The sequence below is a fragment of the Morganella sp. HMSC11D09 genome, from assembly GCF_001807955.1.
Classification (GTDB): domain Bacteria; phylum Pseudomonadota; class Gammaproteobacteria; order Enterobacterales; family Enterobacteriaceae; genus Morganella; species Morganella morganii.
The window spans coordinates 13,276-30,589 of record NZ_KV791684.1; the positions used below are offsets into that span (position 1 = coordinate 13,276).

Annotated in this window: 13 protein-coding genes; 5 read left to right on the top strand and 8 right to left on the bottom strand. The window is 53.6% G+C overall.

Features of this window, described 5'->3' with window-relative positions; genetic code table 11:
• Positions 1 to 420: 420 nt before the first annotated feature.
• Positions 421 to 2,502 (bottom strand): TonB-dependent receptor domain-containing protein, encoded by a 2,082-nt coding sequence (locus tag HMPREF3119_RS07900; protein ID WP_070579243.1) that lies wholly within the window; start codon positions 2,500 to 2,502, stop codon positions 421 to 423.
• A 292-nt stretch (positions 2,503 to 2,794) separates the two neighbouring features.
• Entirely contained in the window at positions 2,795 to 3,799 is a 1,005-nt protein-coding gene (locus HMPREF3119_RS07905; RefSeq protein WP_004904318.1) for a substrate-binding domain-containing protein, read from the bottom strand.
• Between the two features lie 98 nt (positions 3,800 to 3,897).
• Here HMPREF3119_RS07905 and HMPREF3119_RS07910 point away from each other — a divergent pair, with 98 nt between their 5' ends.
• Complete coding sequence (locus HMPREF3119_RS07910; protein WP_004242310.1) at positions 3,898 to 4,230, top strand: tRNA-binding protein; 333 nt, start codon at positions 3,898 to 3,900, stop codon at positions 4,228 to 4,230.
• Positions 4,231 to 4,281: 51 nt separating this feature from the next.
• Here the strand turns inward: HMPREF3119_RS07910 and HMPREF3119_RS07915 are convergent, their stop codons facing one another.
• The 4 genes from HMPREF3119_RS07915 to galE form a co-directional block, all read right to left on the bottom strand.
• Entirely contained in the window at positions 4,282 to 5,352 is a 1,071-nt protein-coding gene (locus tag HMPREF3119_RS07915) for a galactose-1-epimerase (RefSeq protein ID WP_070579246.1), read from the bottom strand.
• 11 nt (positions 5,353 to 5,363) lie between these two features.
• Complete coding sequence (gene galK, locus HMPREF3119_RS07920; protein WP_004904314.1) at positions 5,364 to 6,518, bottom strand: galactokinase; 1,155 nt, start codon at positions 6,516 to 6,518, stop codon at positions 5,364 to 5,366.
• A gap of 13 nt (positions 6,519 to 6,531) precedes the next feature.
• Positions 6,532 to 7,584: a UDP-glucose--hexose-1-phosphate uridylyltransferase gene (locus HMPREF3119_RS07925; protein WP_070579249.1), complete on the bottom strand. Its 1,053-nt coding sequence runs from the start codon at positions 7,582 to 7,584 to the stop codon at positions 6,532 to 6,534.
• A 73-nt stretch (positions 7,585 to 7,657) separates the two neighbouring features.
• Complete coding sequence (galE, locus tag HMPREF3119_RS07930) at positions 7,658 to 8,674, bottom strand: UDP-glucose 4-epimerase GalE (RefSeq protein WP_004242315.1); 1,017 nt, start codon at positions 8,672 to 8,674, stop codon at positions 7,658 to 7,660.
• Positions 8,675 to 8,916: 242 nt separating this feature from the next.
• Between galE and ebgR the strand changes: the two genes are divergently transcribed.
• The 4 genes from ebgR (at position 8,917) to HMPREF3119_RS07950 (ending at position 15,163) form a co-directional block, all read left to right on the top strand.
• A complete protein-coding gene (gene ebgR / locus HMPREF3119_RS07935; protein ID WP_036416830.1) occupies positions 8,917 to 9,906 on the top strand; it encodes a transcriptional regulator EbgR in 990 nt (329 codons plus the stop codon).
• Between the two features lie 265 nt (positions 9,907 to 10,171).
• A complete protein-coding gene (gene ebgA, locus HMPREF3119_RS07940; protein ID WP_070579253.1) occupies positions 10,172 to 13,234 on the top strand; it encodes a beta-galactosidase subunit alpha in 3,063 nt (1,020 codons plus the stop codon).
• Positions 13,231 to 13,680 carry a beta-galactosidase subunit beta gene (locus HMPREF3119_RS07945; protein ID WP_070579256.1) on the top strand — a complete coding sequence of 150 codons (450 nt, stop codon included), beginning with the start codon at positions 13,231 to 13,233 and terminating at the stop codon, positions 13,678 to 13,680. The genes ebgA and HMPREF3119_RS07945 overlap by 4 nt, the downstream gene beginning before the upstream one ends.
• 16 nt (positions 13,681 to 13,696) lie before the next feature.
• Positions 13,697 to 15,163: an amino acid permease gene (locus HMPREF3119_RS07950; RefSeq protein WP_004238594.1), complete on the top strand. Its 1,467-nt coding sequence runs from the start codon at positions 13,697 to 13,699 to the stop codon at positions 15,161 to 15,163.
• A gap of 211 nt (positions 15,164 to 15,374) precedes the next feature.
• Here HMPREF3119_RS07950 and HMPREF3119_RS07955 read toward each other — a convergent pair whose 3' ends face one another.
• Both HMPREF3119_RS07955 and HMPREF3119_RS07960 read right to left on the bottom strand, forming a co-directional pair.
• Positions 15,375 to 15,872 (bottom strand): hypothetical protein, encoded by a 498-nt coding sequence (locus HMPREF3119_RS07955; RefSeq protein WP_032098821.1) that lies wholly within the window; start codon positions 15,870 to 15,872, stop codon positions 15,375 to 15,377.
• Positions 15,873 to 15,966: 94 nt separating this feature from the next.
• The gene (locus HMPREF3119_RS07960) at positions 15,967 to 17,271 is read right to left on the bottom strand and encodes a uracil/xanthine transporter (RefSeq protein ID WP_004238591.1); all 1,305 of its coding nucleotides are present in this window, start codon (positions 17,269 to 17,271) and stop codon (positions 15,967 to 15,969) included.
• Positions 17,272 to 17,314 lie beyond the last annotated feature (43 nt).

Below are 17,314 nucleotides of genomic sequence, written 5' to 3' on the forward strand. Positions count from 1 at the left end.
GCGGAAAGACGCTGACACATCCTTGTTCGCGAAATCTGCTGAATCATCCGTTCTGTGGCAAGGCGGCAAGGGAAGGATTCCGGGGGCCTGATTCTGCCACGGTGATCCGGCTGATACCACGCAGAACGAAAAGACGCTGTCACATCCTTGTTCGCTCGGATCGCGCCATCCCTGGCGCTCTACGCTTTTCGTTTTTCTGCGAAGCATCTGCCGTCTACATAACGTATTGTGTAAACAGAATATTGACCTGGTTTCCTGAGAGCAGCCAACGCCGCCACAAAACAAAGAGACGCGTTACGCTAAATCATTCGCTCTGTGGCAAGGCGGCAAAGTGAGGATATCCCCGGGAGCATACACCAGTATGTGCCCGGGGGAGCCGAACGAAGCCAACGCCGCCACAGGGCGAAGGATGACGCGTAATCAGAAATTCAGTTTCAGATTAGCCCAATACCGGCGCCCTTCATCGATCTGCCAGTTCCCGTTAGTCTCGATATCATCCCCTTTCTCATTGGCGATGTTCAGTACTGCGAAGTTCAGCAGCGCATTTGGCATGACCTGGTATGTCATCCCGAGGTCGAGGGTGGTGATCCCGCTGCGTTCACGCGGCTGTTTGGCCCCGTTACGCTGTGCTGCCCAGACCTGTTTGCCGGTGTAGTTTGCCTGAGTGTAGAAGTTCATATCCGGGCGGTACTGCCAGTCAAGTCTGGCATTCGCCATATGACGCGGTGTCATTTCCAGCGGTTGTCCTTTCAGGGATTTACCGTTGAGTTTTTCGTCGTCACTCTTACGTTCTGAATCGGTGAAGGTGTAGTTCAGGTTCAGATTCCATTTTTCTGCCACCGGAATACGGGAAGCCATTTCCACACCACGGATATTCGCTTTACCCACGTTGTCGTAAACAAATTTGTTCAGACCTGTGATCGGATCTTTCTCTGTGCCGTCCTGGTAGCTGGTCAGTTTGTTTTTGAATTCGGTGTTAAACAGGGTTGCGCTGACGAAAAATCCGGATTCGTGGTCATAAGAGATACCCAGCTCTTCGGTGACGCTGGTTTCCGGTTTCAGGTCGCGGTTACCGTACATCACCGCGTTACCGCCCTGGGTGGACGTCCCGAAGTTCGGACTGAGTTCACGCAGTGTCGGGGCACGGAAGGCTTTCGCCACGCCACCTTTGATGGTGATTTCATCTGTCAGTTTATAGACAGCATAGGCACGCGGGTTCCAGTGCTTACCGTAGAATTCGTGGTCATCCATACGCAGACCGCCGGTCAGCGTCAGGTCGTCAGTTACACTGAATTCATCTTCTGCAAACAGAGCTTTTTGATCCACTGATACCGATTCGCTGGCGTAAACAGGTTGTAATTTTGTGCCGCCTTTCCCGTCAGGAACGCTGATAGAATCTGTGACGGAATCATCTTTCAGTTTGGCGTACTGGTATTGTCCGCCCAGAGTCAGGATATTAGACGGCAGGAATGCAGTGACTTTTCCATCAACAACCGTGTTCGTAATTTCCGGCTGACGATGGTCATAAGCCATATTCCATGTTTCATTACCCATCTCACGTGTGCCGGTACGGGTTTTCCGGATAGTATTTTCCTGATAGACACTGAGTTCGCTGTTGATCTCATCCCAGTCACCTTTCCAGGTTAACGCCCAGTGGTTACGGTTGTTATTAGTTTCCAGCTTGTCTTTAGCCTGATTGGTAATATTCCCGAAGTTGGCAGAATCAGCAATGGATTTCCCCGGGGTAGATGTATGTTCCTGCGTGCTGCGCCCGACTTCCGCAAGGAATTTCTGCCCTTCGATCGGCGTAAAGGCCAGTTTGGCGGTGATATTTTTGTCGTCTTTACGCGGTGTACCTTCCTGGAGGTGGTCTTCGCGGCGATAGTTCAGCCCGCCGTACACCTGTAACCCCAGCTTATCTTTAATCAGCGGTCCGGAGACATAGAAATCCGTATTTGCGGAGTTACCGTAATCTTTACTTTCCTGAATGATACCGCCCATACCCATTGAGCCGTGCCATTCGTCTGCCACTGCTTTAGTGATGATGTTAATCACACCACCCATCGCATCGGAACCATACAGGGAGGACATCGGTCCGCGGATCACTTCAATGCGTTCAATGGCTTCCACCGGCGGGATAAACCCGGCTTCGTAACCGCCGCTGCCGTTCGGGCGGGACTCACGGCTGTTCTGACGACAACCATCCACCATAATCAGGGTGTAATCCCCGGACAGACCACGGATGCTGATATCCGGCTTCAGGCTACCGCCGATCACACTGACACCTTCCACATCTTTCACCATGTCAATCAGGTTGGCAGCCGGTTTATTTTGTAACTGTTCCTTGGTGATAACGGTGATACTCGCCGGTGCATCGCGCATTTCCTGCGCAAAACCGGAAGCGGTAACCACGATGGTGTCATCTTTATTTTCAGCATAAGCGGCGGTGGCCGCTGACATAACAGCAACAGCAAGCAGTGAGCGTTTGAATGAGGCGTTCATATTATTCCCTGACTGGATTGATATTTTTTATTTGAAATATTAAATGAGAATGATTAATCCTATCATTGATATATGCTATTGAGAATATGATCGCAAATGAAAATTATTATCACGGTGATAATAAATTGCTGTGACATCGTTAAACCGGAAAGTACAGCTGGAGAGTAAACGGCGGGAATGAAAATCGCAGGATAAAAAAAATGCTGCAAATTCAGGTGAATTTGCAGCCTTCTAACAAAGTACCAAAGTAAATAGTGAGGGATAACTAATAAATAAAATTAACACATTCTCGTCAGGAAAATCTGCTCATCACCGAGTGGCGGAGAACCAGAGTCGGTGTGTAACACGGCGGACAAAACGGCAGCGCCTGCGAGGACGCCAGCGCCAGTGCCAGCTGTGTTGCTGTCTGAGCCATCATATCAACAGGATAGCGTATTGTGGTCAGACGAGGTTGGATATATCGTGCGATCATGCTGTCATCAAAGCCGATAACAGAAATATCTTCCGGCGCACGTAACCCGTTTGCCTCAATCACCGACAGCGCCCCCGCCGCCATAAAATCGTTGTATGCCACCACCGCCGTCACCGGCAGTGAAAGGGACAAAACAGCGCTCATTGCCGCTTCCCCGCCTTCTGCCACCGGTTCACCAACGGCAATATAGGCCTCAGGAAGCTCACAACCGGCTTCTGTCAGAGCGTCTCTGTAGCCCGCCAGCCTCTGAGCGCTGTCTTCAATCGTGTGTGATGACGATAAACAGGCAATATGGCGGTGCCCCTGTTTCAGCAGATATTGTGTGGCAAGCTGAGTCCCGCGCCGGTTATCCAGAGCAACACAGCGGTTTTCCAGCCCCGGGATCATACGGTTGATAAATACCATCGACGGCATCTCCGCTGCATAGCCGCGCAGCTCTTCATCACTCAGTGCCTTGGCATGGATCACACAGGCATCACAGCGGCTGTTCATCAGTAATTCGATACCGCGCCGCTCATCCTCCTGCCGGTGGTAGCCATTGCCGATTAAAAGATGTTTTCCGTGCTGATGCGCCACCTCATCTGCGGCTTTGACCAATGAACCGAAAAACGGATCGGACACATCCCCCACCAGTACGCCGACAATATCACTGCTCTGGCTGACCAGCGCCCGCGCCGCCGCATTCGGGCGGTAAGCCAGCTCCTTCATGGCCGCCTGAACCGCACGGATGGATTCCGCACCGGCTTTCGGTGACTGATTGATAACCCGCGAGACCGTTGCCACTGATACCCCCGCCAGTTTCGCAACATCTTTAATGGTTGCCATTTACCGCTCCGTTATTGTTTTGTGATCCCGGTACTTGCCATCCGGTGTAACTCTGCTAATTTTTATTATCTTTTACTAAAATTTTATCGGATTTTACTATGGAAACTGTCGCTTACCCTGATTTCGCTAAACTGGAGATCCGCACCGGCCGGATCACGGATGTTAAACGTCACGAAAATGCCGATAAACTCTATATTGTTCAGATAAATGTAGGTGACCGCTCACTTCAGACCGTCACCAGTCTCGTGCCGTATTATACAGAGGAAGAGTTACTGCATAAGCAGGTCGTGGTGCTGTGCAATCTGCAAAAAGCCAAAATGCGCGGCGAAACCTCTGAATGTATGCTGCTGTGCGCCGAAACCGATGACGGCTCAGAAAGCGTCCTGCTGACCCCGGAACGTGTAATGCCTGCCGGTGTCCGTATTGTCTGATAAAGCAAAGTTTGTCAACGGCCTGAGTGGCTCACCGTTGTGAGCCACTGTCTAAAACACAAACCGGTATACTGTTACACTCTCCCGCTGTTCCCCCGCCGCTGAAATTCCCCTGACTGCATCCGGCCAGTGCGGGTGATTCGGCCCGTCCGGGAAATACTGGGTTTCCAGCGCCAGCCCGGCATAATCCTGATAATCGCCGTGTTTTCCCGGCTGACCGCCGAGATAATTGCCGGTATAAAGCTGTATGCAGGGCATGGTGGTCGCCACTTCCAGGCACACATCCCCCGCCGGTGACCAGTACGCCGCGATAATCTGTTTACCGTCACACAATGCCGGATCCGGTACAAAGGCGTGATCAAAGCCTTTTGCCTGCTGCTGTGCCGCCTCAGACATAAAACCCTGTGACAGCGGCCTGCGGGCGCGCAAATCAAACACAGTGCCGGCTACCGGGCAGAGCGTCCCGTCCGGCAAGTTATCTGCATTCAGCCCCAGCCGTTTGTCCGCCCGGATCTGCATTTCCCCTTCTGTCACCTTCACGCCGCTGTTTTCACCGGCAAGGTTAAAGTAAGCGTGATTAGTCAGGCTGACCGGACAGGCTTTGTCTGTTTGTGTCCGGTAAGTCAGGCGGACTTCGTTTTCCGGCGTCAGCTGATAAGTGACTTCTGCGCTGAGATTACCGGGAAAGCCCTGGTCGCCATCCGGGGATTGCAGGGAGAATGTCACGGAATCCGCTGAGCGGCGGCGGATCTGCCAGCGCCGGTGGCTGAAGTTATCCGTTCCGCCATGCAGACAGGTGGTGCCTTCATTGCAGGCGAGCGGATAAAACTGTCCGTTCAGGGTGAAACCTCCACCCGCAATCCGGTTGGCAAAGCGCCCGACCGTCGCGCCGAAATAGGCGGTCTGACGGGCAAATCCGGCGCTGTCCGCCACACCGCACACCACATCCCGCATACCATCTGCCAGCGGCAGCTCACAGCTGAGCCAGGTCGCGCCGGTATCGGCAATACTGATGCGCATGCCGTTGCGGTTGGTCAGAACCACTACCTCCGCCGGTCTGCCGTCTGCGGCAGGCTCTGTTGCCAGCGCCCGCTCATAGGGGCGCTGCTGCATATGTGTCATATTACCTCCGGTCAGCGGATCACACCGGCGCCCTCACTGGCGCGGCAGACATAAATATCCGCTGTCAGCCCGGAGATCGCCGTATAGTGTGCGTTAATCGCGTCTGTAACCGGCGCGACATGTTCCGGTTTCACCAGTGCGACCACACAACCGCCGAAGCCGCCGCCGGTCATGCGGACTCCGCCTTCCGCGCCGATAACATCACCGATAATCATAACCAGCGCATCAATTTCAGGGACCGTGATTTCAAAGTCATCACGCATGGAGTGATGGGATTCCGCCATCAGCTGACTGAGACGCGGTAAATCCCCGTCTTTCAGAGCTTCCGCCGCTGCCAGGGTGCGGATATTTTCGCTGATCACATGACGGGCCCGTTTCGCGGTCACCGCATCCAGCTCATGGGCACGGGCGGCGAACTGCTGCATAGTCACATCCCGCAGCGCCGGAACGCCGAAGAACTCCGCTGCCGCCTCACACTGACGCCGCCGGGTGTTGTATTCGCTGTCCACCAGGCCGCGTTTTTTGTTGGAGTTAATAATCATCACCACACTGTTTTCCGGCATGGCAACCGCGCGGGTTTCCAGGCTGCGGCAGTCGATCAGCAATGCGTGCCCGTCTTCACCACAGGCTGAAATCAGCTGATCCATAATGCCGCAGTTACAGCCGACAAACTGGTTCTCCGCCTGCTGCCCGTTCAGGGCAATGACTTCACGGCTGACGGGTAAATCATACAGGGCTTTGACAGTCTGGCCGATCACCACCTCCAGCGAGGCGGAACTGCTCAGACCCGCGCCCTGCGGCACATTGCCGCTGACAGCAATATTCATCCCGCCGAACACAAAACCGCGCTCCGCCAGGTATTTGATCACGCCGCGGATATAATTCGCCCACAATTTATTATCGCGGTATTCGATCGGCTGTGAGAGATCAAACTCATCGCGATCATTATCATAATCCGCTGCCACCACGCAGACCTTCTGATCATCACGCCGCGATGCGGCCGCCACAGTGCCGAAATCAATGGCACACGGCAGAACAAAACCGTCGTTATAATCTGTGTGTTCGCCAATCAGATTCACGCGGCCCGGTGCCCGGATCAGCATGTCAGGGGATGCGCCGAAGCACTGTTCAAAGGCATGTAGTGCCTTGCTGATAACTGTTTTCATCGGAAACCTCAGATTATAAAGGGGTTTTAAAATGGTGGTCGCTGACTACACGCAGCCGCTCTGCAGCCTGCTCCGGTGTCAGGTCACGCTGGCTTTCCGCCAGCATTTCATAGCCGACCATAAATTTGCGCACTGTCGCGGAACGCAGCAGCGGCGGATAATAGAGTGCATGTAACTGCCAGTGATCCAGCGGTTCGCCCTGCTGAAAATACGGCGCAAAATGCCAGCCCATCGAGTACGGGAAGGCACAGCGGAACAGGTTATCGTAGCGGCTGGTGAGTTTTTTCAGTGCCAGTGCGAGGTCATCCCGCTCCGCATCTGTCATGGCTTCCATCCGGGTGATCACGCGGTGTTTCGGCAGCAGCATGGTTTCAAACGGCCACGCCGCCCAGTACGGCACCACTGCCAGCCAGTGCTCCGTTTCCGTCACAATACGGCTGCCGTCTTTCAGCTCCGCCTGCGCGTAATCCAGCAGCAGATTACTGCCGTGCTGCCGGGAATAGTCGCGCAGCAGTCCGTCTTTGCGGCTCAGGGCATCAGGCAGAAAATCACCGGCCCAGATCTGACCGTGCGGATGCGGCTGTGAGCAGCCCATCAGTTCCCCTTTATTCTCAAACAGCTGCACCCAGAGGTATTTTTCCCCGAGTTCCTGTGCCTGCGCCTGCCAGGTATCAATGACGGCACGGATTTGTGCCACCGGCAGTTCCGGCAGAGTTTTGCTGTGGTCGGGAGAAAAACAGAGCACGCGGCTCAGCCCGCTGACGGCCTGAGTCTGAAATAACGGACTGGTGTTTTCCGGCTGTGTGAAGGGCTGCGGTCTCAGCGCGGAGAAATCATTCTGAAAAACATAAGTGCCGGTGTAAGCAGGATTAATATCGCCGCTTACCCGGGTATTTCCCGGACACAAAAAACAGTCCGGGTCATAAGGCGGTAAATCCGCCACATCAGCGACTTCATCTCTCCCCTGCCACGGGCGTTTTGCCCGGTGAGGAGAGACTAAAATCCACTGTCCCGTTAACGGGTTATAGCGGCGGTGAGGGCAATCAGACGGATCAAAAGTCATCATAGACACAATTCTCTCTGACGATGAAACGGGTTAGCGATGATTGTCCTCAGGCGTTACCGGTTTTCGTATTTCGTCAGTCTGCGTAACCTTCCGGGTTCTGCTGCTGCCAGCGCCAGGCATCCTGCGCCATATCATCAACAGTACGGACGGCACGCCACTGCATATCGCGGGCCGCTTTATCCGGGCTGGACCAGCACTCGGCGATATCCCCCGGACGGCGGTCACAGACAGCATACGGGATCGGTTTACCGGCAGCTTTACTGAACGCAGCAATCATTTCCAGCACACTGGTGCCTTTGCCGGTGCCCAGGTTATAGATATGCAGCCCGGAGGACTGTGCCACGGTTTTCAGTGCCGCAACATGGCCGTCCGCCAGATCCATCACATGGATGTAATCACGCACCCCGGTACCGTCAGGTGTAGGGTAATCGTTTCCATAGATACTGACTTTTTCACGGCGGCCGATAGCAACCTGAGTGATATATGGCGTCAGGTTATTCGGGATACCTTTAGGATCCTCACCCATCGTGCCTGTCGGATGCGCCCCGACCGGGTTGAAATAACGCAGCAGTGATACAGACCAGTCATTATCTGCGATCAGCACATCATTCAGAATGCGCTCAACCATGTATTTACTGGTGCCGTAAGGGTTTGTGGTGTTACCGATAGCGGATTCTTCGGTGATCGGCACACTGGCCGGATCGCCGTAAACAGTGGCGGAAGAGCTGAAAATAATCCGTTTCACCTGCGCCCGCTTCATGCTGCGCAGCAGAACCAGCGTGCCGTTGATATTGTTATCATAATATTCAACCGGTTTTTCCACGGATTCACCCACGGCTTTCAGGCCCGCAAAGTGAATCACCGCATCAATACGGTGTTTGGCAAATACGCTGTCAAGAAAGGCTTCATCACGGATATCCCCCTGATAAAAAACAGGTTCTTTTCCGGTAATTGCAGTGATCCGCGCCAGAACTTTGGCATTGGCATTACACAGATTATCCACAATAACCGGTGTCATGCCTGCATTCATCAGCTGTACGCAGGTATGGCTGCCGATATAGCCCATACCGCCGGTGACAAGAATTTCCACATATACCTCTCAGGCTTTGTAATGTATTCAGAGAAAACCAAAGTATAACGTGAGGACGGGGAAGATTCTAACCATGAATAGTTTTTGAGTCTGTGATACTGATCTGATTTGTGTAAACGTTTACACTGATGCACTGAATGGTTTTTACTAAAAGTTTCTGTGTTACTATAAGTAGCTGTCACTGCCTGAATTACGCCTGTTGCCCTGCCGCAGTTCCCGGCCGGAGGAGAAAGAACAAAAAAATGGCCACGCTAAAAGATATCGCCCGGCAAGCCGGTGTCTCACTCGCGACCGTGTCGCGGGTGCTGAATGACGACCCGACACTCAGTGTGAAAGAAGAAACCAAGCTGCGTATCCTGGAAATCGCCGAGAAACTGGAATACACCGTTTCCGCGCAGCGCCGTCACACCACGGGCAAACGTCAGGCACAGCGGCTGCATTTCCTGGCGGTTTACAGCTATCCGAAAACAGCGGAAATTAATGATCCTTATTATCTCTCCATCCGCCACGGCATTGAGTTACAGAGCGAACGGCTGGGTATTGAGCTGACGCACGCTTATGAAAACAATCTGCCGGAGACGGTCTCCCGCCCGGACGGCGTACTGCTGATCGGACACGGTGCCCGCGCGGTACTGACAGAAGTACAGGCACTCTGCTCTGCCGTCTGCTTTGTCGATTTCAGCGATCGCCAGAGTGATTATGACGCGGTGGATATTGACCTCGCGTACATTGCGCAATCCGTAACTGATTTCTTTATTGCACAAGGTTATGACCGGATAGGTTTTATCGGCGGGCAGGATTCCCCGGCGGCGGCGGATATCCGCGAAGTCGCGTTTACTGAATACGGCTCACTGCGCGGTGTGGTGCGCGGGGAAGATATCTATCGCGGGGATTTCTCCAGCGCGTCCGGTTATGCTCTGGCAAAACAGATGCTGGCCGGAGAGAGCTACCCGAAGGCCCTGTTTGTCGCTTCTGACTCCATTGCTATCGGCGTGCTGCGCGCCCTGCATGAACAGCATATCGCTATCCCGGAGGATATCGCTCTTATCAGTGTCAATGATATCCCGACCGCCAAGTTTACCATTCCGTCACTGTCGACCGTCCGCATCCACTCTGAGGTGATGGGCAGCCAGGGCGTGAATCTGCTGTTTGAACGTCTGCGTGATGAGCGGCAGGAGCCGCTTCAGGTCTTTGCCGCCTCCCGCCTTATTCTGCGCGGCACCACGAAGTAATACCCCCTCCGTAAGATTCTGACGGCTGCCGGAAAGGCAGCCGTTTTTCTTTCAGTAAAATTTACCTTCTGCAAAGATGACTGCCTTTTACACAATTTAGCGTTTCAGCTCACAAGATTGTGCCGCTGTTGTACGGATTATGTGATCAGGTTAAACATCTTAGTTTTACTCTATAGTTTTTAGTAAAACTTTTACTAATATCCCGTTAATGATTGATCTCATCCGATAGCCCGCAGTGATTGCTGACTATAAAGAAGGAGCTTCTGTGAATAACTGGGAAAACTACACCCTGCTGCATGAAAACCGCCTGCCGCCGCGTGCCTATTTCTTTGCCTATGATAACGACACCGCCGCACGCACTTATCAGCGTGAGCTGAGTCAGGGCTTTAAACTGCTCAGCGGGCAATGGCAGTTCCGCTATTTTGATCATCCGCTGCGTGTGCCGGAGGCGTTTTATCACACGCCAATGACAGAATGGTCATCCATCACTGTCCCGAATATGTGGCAGATGGAAGGCCACGGACAGCTCCAGTATACCGATGAGGGCTGGCCGTTCCCGATTGATGTGCCGTTTGTTCCGTCAGATAACCCGACCGGTGCCTATCAGCGCACGTTTACGCTGGATGAAAACTGGTCACAACAACAGGTCATTATTAAATTTGACGGCGTTGAAACCTATTTTGAAGTCTATGTGAACGGCCACTATGCCGGGTTCAGCAAAGGCAGCCGCCTGACCGCTGAATTTGATATCACCGAATTTGTCAGCACCGGGGAAAACCTGTTATCTGTCCGCGTCATGCAGTGGGCGGACAGTACCTATATTGAAGACCAGGATATGTGGTGGATGGCGGGGATTTTCCGCGATGTGTATCTGATTGCACAACCGCCGGTACATATCCGTGATCTGACTGTCCGCACCGATTTTGCGCCGGATTACCGCAGCGCCCTGCTGACCGCCTCTGCGGAAATTGCCGGTTCTGCAGAAGGAGTGCAGATTGAGGCTGTCTTATATAATGGCAGCACCGTCTGTTTTTCACAGAAAAAAGTACTGACTGCTGACGATCATACCATCGCATTCACCGCAGATATCGCTTCCCCGCGCTGCTGGAGTGCGGAAGATCCGTATCTGTATCACCTGCTGGTCCGCCTGTCGGACAGCAACGGCAATCTGCTCAGTGTGATCCCGCAGCGGGTGGGATTCCGCGATATTAAAGTCCGCAACGGCCTGTTTTATATCAATAATCATTATGTGAAATTACACGGCGTCAACCGCCACGATAATGATGAACACAAAGGCCGTGCTGTCGGCATCCGCCGGATGGAGCAGGATCTGCGGCTGATGAAGCAGCACAATATCAATGCTGTCCGTACCGCGCACTACCCGAACGATCCGCGCTTTTACGAGCTGTGCGATATTTACGGCCTGTTTGTGATGGCAGAAACCGATGTGGAAACCCACGGTTTTGCCAACGTCGGTAATCTCAGTCAGATCACCGATGATCCGTCCTGGGAGCCGGTGTATGTCGACCGCATCCGCCGCCAGGTGCATACACAGAAAAATCATCCGTCCGTGATTATGTGGTCGCTCGGTAATGAATCCGGTTACGGCTGTAATATCCGTGCTATGTATGATGCCGCAAAAGCCATTGATGACACCCGCCTGATCCACTATGAAGAAGACCGTGATGCCGATGTGGTGGATATCATCAGCACCATGTATTCCCGTGTGCAGATGATGAATGAATTCGGTGAATATCCGCACCCGAAACCGCGCATTATCTGTGAATATGCCCACGCCATGGGCAACGGGCCGGGCGGACTGAGTGAATATCAGGCTGTGTTTGACCGTCATGACGCCATTCAGGGACATTTTGTCTGGGAATGGTGTGACCACGGCATTCTGGCACAGGATGAACAGGGGCGTCCGTTCTATAAATACGGCGGTGACTACGGCGATTACCCGAACAACTATAACTTCTGCATGGATGGCCTGATTTTCCCGGATCAAACCCCGTCCGCCGGGCTGAAAGAATATAAACAAGTTATCGCACCGGTAAAAGTGCGCGATTTTGATGCAAGCAGCGGCGAAATCACCATTGAAAACCGTTTCTGGTTCAGTACGCTGGCGGAATGTCAGATCCGTGCGGAATATATTGCTGACGGCGATATTATTCACAGTGAAATTTTATCGCTGCCTGAACTCGCTCCCCGCGAAAGCGCCCGCGTTGCCCTGAACTTACCGGCTGCCGATGGCCGCGAAATGTTTGTCAATATCATCATCACCCGTCTGAATGCCACCCGCTACAGTGCTGCCGGACATGAAATCGCGGTTTATCAGTTCCCGCTGGCGGCGGCATCTGCGCCGGTGCTGCCGTTTATCCGCCATGATGCCACGCCGCTGGCAGTCTGTGACGAGCGGCTGGAAATGCATATTCACGGCTGTGATTTCACCCTCACCTTCTCAAAAACCGACGGTAAATTAATCCACTGGGAAAACCGCGGGCAATCCCTGCTCGCCGCCGCACCACGGATGCGTTTCTTTAAACCGATGATTGATAACCATAAACAGGAATATGAAGGTTTATGGCATCCGGCACACCTGCAAATCATGCAGGAACATTTCCGTGGCATGGAAACAGCACAGGAAAACGGCCATGTGATTGTCACGGTGAACTCCGTGGTTGCCCCGCCGGTGTTTGATTTCGGCATGCGCTGCACTTACCGCTACACCATTGCACCGGACGGCCATGTTGCGGTGACTCTCAGCGGTGAGCCGTACGGCGATTATCCGCATGTGATCCCGTGCATCGGCATGGATATGGGCATCGATGCCCGCTTTGACCACGCGGAATACTACGGCCGCGGGCCGGGCGAGAACTACGCCGACAGCTGCAAAGCCAATCTCATCGGCCGTTATCAGTCGCCGGTCAGTGACCTGTTTGTCAATTATCCGTTCCCGCAGAACAACGGCAACCATCAGGACACCCGCTGGCTGGCGCTGACGGACAATCACGGCAGCGGCCTGTTTGTGCGTCCTGATCAGCCGATCAATTTCAGCTGCTGGCCGTGCCGGGGGGAAGAACTCCACCGCGCCCGGCATCAGCATGAATGGCAGCCGGACGGCCATATCACTCTGAACCTTGATCACGCCCTGACCGGGCTGGGCTCTAACTCCTGGGGCAGTGAAGTCCTCGACAGTTACCGTGTCTATTTCCGGCCGTTCCGTTTCGGATTCACACTGCTGCCGTTTACCGAAGGCGACTGCCGTGCGGAAACACTGGCAACACTGCATTTTTCAGGCGAAACACACTCAGGAGGCCGGGCATGATCCTGTTTACTGATTTAACGGATTTTCAGCGTTTTTTCCGTCAGGGAAAAAAATGGCAGCGTTGTATTGAGGCCATCAATAACCTGCCGTCCATTCATCCTGATGTGACCTATTCTGTCGGTGATTCACTGATATACCGCCTGCAGACTAAAACAGAGCCACAGCCGGATTTCCTCGGTAAACGCCGTTATTTTCAGGTGCATTACTGGCTGGAGGGGGAGGAAAACGTGGAGTATGCCGACAAATCCGCCCTGACCCCGGTGAATGCTTACAGTGATGAAACTGACCGCGAAACCCTGCGCGGCAAAGGGGAAACCCTGCTCTGCAAAGCCGGCAATGTGCTGGTGTGTGAAAATCACGAGGCATACCGGTTCACCTGCTCAGGCGATGTCCGCAAAGTGGTGCTTACCGTGACCATTGAAGACGGTTATTTCCTGAATAAATAGACCCACGGAGAACGCTATGTCCACATCCGCGCGTAATACCATCGGCAAGTTCGGACTGCTGTCCATGACCTTTGCCGCTGTATACAGTTTTAACAACGTCATTAATAATAATATCGAGCTCGGACTGGCCTCCGCACCGATGTTCTTTATCGCCACGATTTTCTACTTTATTCCGTTCTGTCTGATTATCGCGGAGTTCGTCTCCCTGAATAAAAACTCCGAAGCCGGTGTTTACGCCTGGGTGCGCAGTGCTCTCGGCGGCCGCTGGGCTTTTCTGGCCGCCTATACCTACTGGTTTGTGAACCTGTTTTTCTTCACCTCGCTGCTGCCGCGTGTTATCGCCTATGCCTCTTACGCCTTCCTCGGCTATGAGTATATCTTCACGCCGGTCACCACCGCACTGCTCAGTACGGTGCTGTTTGCCTTCTCCACCTATGTGTCCACCAACGGGGCAAAACTGCTGGGGCCGATGACCTCTGTCACCTCCTCGATGATGCTGCTGCTGACCTTCTCGTATATCGCGCTGGCCGGCGTTGCGCTGGTGGGGGGAATTCAGCCTGCGGATCCGATTACCGTGGAAGCCATGACGCCGAACTTTAACTGGGCATTCCTCGGGATCACCGCGTGGATCTTTATGGCGGCCGGAGGTGCGGAATCTGTTGCCGTGTATGTCAATGACGTCAAAGGCGGCAGTAAAGCATTCGTGAAGGTGATTATTATTGCCGGATTATTCATCGGTCTGCTCTATTCCGTCTCCTCCGTGGTGATCAACGTGTTTGTACCGCGTGAAGCACTGAAGTTTACCGGCGGCTCTGTCCAGGTCTTTGAAGGGTTATCCACCTATTTCGGTCTGCCGGAGATCCTGATGAACCGCTTTGTCGGCGTGGTCTCTTTCACCGCCATGTTCGGCTCCCTGCTGATGTGGACCGCGGCACCGGTTAAAATCTTCTTCGCGGAGATCCCGAAAGGTGTCTTTGGTGCCAAAACAGTCGAGCTGAACAAACACGGCGTTCCGGCACGTGCCGCCTGGATCCAGTTCCTGATTGTGATCCCGCTGATGTTTATCCCGACCCTCGGTTCCGATACCGTTCAGGATCTGATGAACACCGTCATCAACATGACTGCCGCCGCTTCTATGCTGCCGCCGCTGTTTATTATGCTGGCGTACCTGAATCTGCGCCGCAAACTGGATCATATCCCGCGTGACTTCCGCATGGGTTCACGCACCACGGGGATTGCGGTGGTCTCCCTGCTGATTGTGATTTTCACTATCGGCTTCCTGGCCTCCACTTTCCCGACCGGTGCCAACATTGCGACCATTCTGTTCTATAACGTCAGCGGGATCCTGATTTTCCTGGGCTACGCCTGGTGGAAATACAGCCGTTATGAGAAAACCCTGACCGCAGAAGAGCGGAAAATCGCCGATGCCCCGACCGCGCAAACCGCGCTGGCACGCGGCGAAGAATCCGTCGATAATATCTGATTATCCTGCAGATACTGAAAAGCCACCGTCCGGTGGCTTTTTGCATTTATGAATTGCTGACTTTATGTAACAGGGTGATGGCCGGTAAAGAAATGAAAAGCATGCGAGCCACGGATGGCGAGCCTGAGCTTACAGGGACGTATTCACAGCGACTTTTCATTTTTACCGGTTATCGCCGGAATCACCGGCGTCACAATCCGCCTTCATACTATCAACGGGGTGGCTGCAACTCCATCGGCACTGTGTCGGAAGTTTTGATCAGATTAATAAAATCAATTCCCTGCGGGCTGAAAATAAACAACGCATAGCCGGTGGCCATTTTAATATCATCGTTGCGGGCAATCCCCGGGAAGCCCGGCATCGGGCCGCCTTTTTCAACCTGCTTAATCAGCCCCACCTGGTCAATCATCACACTGCATGCCAGCTGGCCGTTCATCTCTTTTTTATCCATCCGCACCATATCGCCCTGATACGGACGCGAGGTGAAATGATCAACGCCGTTTTTGTCCTTCACGCCCACACCATACTGATTGGTGGATTTATCCAGCAGCGTCAGGGCAATACTCTGTGATTCCCCCTGCAGCGGCAGCTGATAAACACCGGTGAAATCCGGGCAGTTTTCCTGTGTCTGCGCCGGTGGCAGAGGCGCGGCACAACCGCTGAGCAAAATCGGGAGCAGTGCGGTTGCCAGCCAGAGTTTGTGCGTCATAAATATCCTTTTGTCAGTGCATTTTCCGGAGCCGGAACAGACACAAAGTCTATCACAGTTTCCCGCGCATCCGGAAAAATGCCGCAGTATTGCCCTACTTTACCTTATCCCAGCGCACCAGGCTTTCTGACAACACCGCCAGCAAAATTGCCACCAGCATGCCGTTCCCCAGCATCGGGCGCAGCAGCACCGGCAGGTCGCTGATAAAGACGGCAGGCGGATTGATCAGGAAAATGCCGACAAACAGCGGGATCGCCAGCCGGTAAATATTACGTGCATTCAGGGAAATTTTATCCACGAAAGCCAGCGAGGAGAACATCAGCGGCAGGTAAGTTGCCAGCATCACGGCACTGCCGATGGCGAGCGGCAATCCGCTGAAGAAAAGTGTCACCGGCGGGATCAGCCCCATCAGCAGAAACAGCACACTGCCGACCACCAGGGATGTCCGGCTGCTGTCATTGGTCTGAGTGATTAATCCCACCGAGGAGACAAACGGTGCAAACGGCACCACTGCCAGCGGCGCGGTCAGCAGTGTCACCGAGCCGGTGACAATAAAACTGCGCCGGAACAGGACGTTATTTTCCTGTAATTTATCCATGTAAAACACATCCGTCGAACGGATGGCACCGAAGGTATTACTGATATTCAGAAGCCCGGTCAGGATACAGGTGATAATCACACCCCAGCGGAATTCAAACCCGTCAGTGCTGCCGAGCGGCAGAAATTCCCATGATGCGGATGCCACATCCCGTCCCGGCGGGGAAAACAGCAGCACGTAAGCTCCCCAGCCCAGCAACACGCCAATCAGCAGCGCATATTTGGCCACGGACACCGGGGCATACACAATCACGCCCAGCACCAGGATCAGCGTTACCAGCGCCAGGAAAAAGACCGGGTAATTCACGGTGGCATCCGGCGGCATGATACCGAACGGCAGTCCCAGCATCCCTTTCAGGAAAATGGAGACCAGCTGCGCGCCTATCATAAACATAAACACTGCCATCACCGCCGGGTTAAAAATCCGGGCGATACGGGCTCCTGCACCGGTAAAGCCAATCACCAGCGTGATAAGTCCCGCACAGGCAATCCCGATAGCAAGGTTTGCGCCGGTCACACCCGCAGAAGTCCCGAAAGAGGCTTCCGCCACAGCGATCCCCAGAATGGTAGCCCACCACAGGCCGGTCGGCCCTTCCATAATCGCACGCTGGTGGCCGGTAAACACCTGCACCAGGCTGCCGAGCGCGGTGGCGATAAAACTGTATTGTGTGATAGTCAGTGTGGCGGCGTCAGAAAGATGAAACGCAGATTGCAGTGTCGGCGGGATCAGTACCGTATTGCAGAAAATAAAGAAATACCACTGAAAGCCGGACAGCCAGTGGCTTTTTTGCATTTTTATCATGGGGTAACGCCTTTTGGATGCAGTGTCAGATTTATTTTTAATA

What these genes read in the sequence shown, in the direction of transcription:
- HMPREF3119_RS07915 (WP_070579246.1), bottom strand. Translation starts at nt 5,352, where the DNA reads ATGACACATATGCAGCAGCGCCCCTATGAGCGGGCGCTGGCAACAGAG.
- HMPREF3119_RS07910 (WP_004242310.1), top strand. Translation starts at nt 3,898, where the DNA reads ATGGAAACTGTCGCTTACCCTGATTTCGCTAAACTGGAGATCCGCACC.
- HMPREF3119_RS07960 (WP_004238591.1), bottom strand. Translation starts at nt 17,271, where the DNA reads ATGATAAAAATGCAAAAAAGCCACTGGCTGTCCGGCTTTCAGTGGTAT.
- galK (WP_004904314.1), bottom strand. Translation starts at nt 6,518, where the DNA reads ATGAAAACAGTTATCAGCAAGGCACTACATGCCTTTGAACAGTGCTTC.
- HMPREF3119_RS07905 (WP_004904318.1), bottom strand. Translation starts at nt 3,799, where the DNA reads ATGGCAACCATTAAAGATGTTGCGAAACTGGCGGGGGTATCAGTGGCA.
- HMPREF3119_RS07955 (WP_032098821.1), bottom strand. Translation starts at nt 15,872, where the DNA reads ATGACGCACAAACTCTGGCTGGCAACCGCACTGCTCCCGATTTTGCTC.
- HMPREF3119_RS07950 (WP_004238594.1), top strand. Translation starts at nt 13,697, where the DNA reads ATGTCCACATCCGCGCGTAATACCATCGGCAAGTTCGGACTGCTGTCC.
- HMPREF3119_RS07900 (WP_070579243.1), bottom strand. Translation starts at nt 2,502, where the DNA reads ATGAACGCCTCATTCAAACGCTCACTGCTTGCTGTTGCTGTTATGTCA.
- HMPREF3119_RS07925 (WP_070579249.1), bottom strand. Translation starts at nt 7,584, where the DNA reads ATGATGACTTTTGATCCGTCTGATTGCCCTCACCGCCGCTATAACCCG.
- ebgR (WP_036416830.1), top strand. Translation starts at nt 8,917, where the DNA reads ATGGCCACGCTAAAAGATATCGCCCGGCAAGCCGGTGTCTCACTCGCG.
- HMPREF3119_RS07945 (WP_070579256.1), top strand. Translation starts at nt 13,231, where the DNA reads ATGATCCTGTTTACTGATTTAACGGATTTTCAGCGTTTTTTCCGTCAG.